Annotated in this window: 2 protein-coding genes; both read right to left on the bottom strand. The window is 41.7% G+C overall.

What is annotated here, in order from left to right:
• Positions 1 to 85: 85 nt before the first annotated feature.
• Complete coding sequence (locus M975_RS07175; protein WP_064558305.1) at positions 86 to 457, bottom strand: ankyrin repeat domain-containing protein; 372 nt, start codon at positions 455 to 457, stop codon at positions 86 to 88.
• Positions 458 to 470: 13 nt separating this feature from the next.
• Positions 471 to 1,125 (bottom strand): RHS repeat-associated core domain-containing protein (locus M975_RS23485; protein ID WP_157093343.1); only part of this gene is annotated, 655 nt, incomplete at its 5' end.

Here is a 1,125-nt window from a genome sequence, read left to right as displayed (position 1 = left end):
CCGGCCAAGTCTGACCTGGTTGCCCACAGGGTCAGGTACGACAGGTCATGCTACGCAGAAAATTTTCTAACACATATAAATACTATTATTCCAAAAGTGCTACTAAGATTTTATTTTCATTCATCTTGGCTTTATCTAGCGGAGTTTGATTTAAATTATTTACTTTACTCTTCGAAGCTCCTGATTTTAGAAGAATATTAACAACGGAAATATGGTTTTGACCAGTAGCAGCATGTAAAGGAGTATTGCCCAACTCCCCTGGAGCATTAATATCTGCACCAGCATCAATTAATGCTTGTACTTCGTATTTATTCCCACGAGTACATGCCACATGAAGGGGGGCGTCTCCAAAATTCCCAGATTGATTCACACTCTTAAGTTCCATTCCACAAAATTCAGGCAAGTCTTCTTCCATATATCTCGATAAAACATCATGTGCTGTTAATTTTTTGCTCATTTTAGTAATCCTATTATTTACAGTTACGATCTATCCATTTACTTAGATTTTCAATCCCGCGCTCCAAATTAACAATATCATTCTCATGGCGCCCAGGAAACCATCTATTATCCCAATCACTACGCATATTTTTGCAGTCCTTATTACGTTCTAATTTCCAACGAGCCACATCACATTGATTTTCATTTTTAGGTGGCTGTTCATTACACCTATTTTTATAGTTTTCATATTCAAGATTTTTTCGTTTATCTTGTATCTTTTGATTTTCATCTTCACTAATTTCAGAATTGGAATTTGCTAATGAAAAAAGACCATAACCTCCTGCAAGCCCCACGACCGCGCCTATAGCAACCCCGGGAGGGCCACCAACAGCTCCACCTACTACTGCACCAGCAACAGGATTTAATCCCAGCGGATCCGCATTCCGCAGAGGATCCAAAGGATATGCATACGAATTCATCCCACCCGCCAGCCCAATAGGATCCTGGGTAATATACCGCCCCTGTTGCGGGTCATAATAACGGTGGCGGTTGTAATACAATCCCGTCTCTTCATCAGCCTGCTGACCTGGCAGACGAATGAGCTGTTGCAGATGATGCGGGTTTTCTTCTGTCAGCTGATTGCCCCATTCATCGTATTCTGCCTGCCAGTCTATCGCTCCGGTTTCG

This window comes from Buttiauxella brennerae ATCC 51605, assembly GCF_001654925.1.
Classification (GTDB): domain Bacteria; phylum Pseudomonadota; class Gammaproteobacteria; order Enterobacterales; family Enterobacteriaceae; genus Buttiauxella; species Buttiauxella brennerae.
This window is presented reverse-complemented; position numbering and strand designations above follow the sequence as displayed.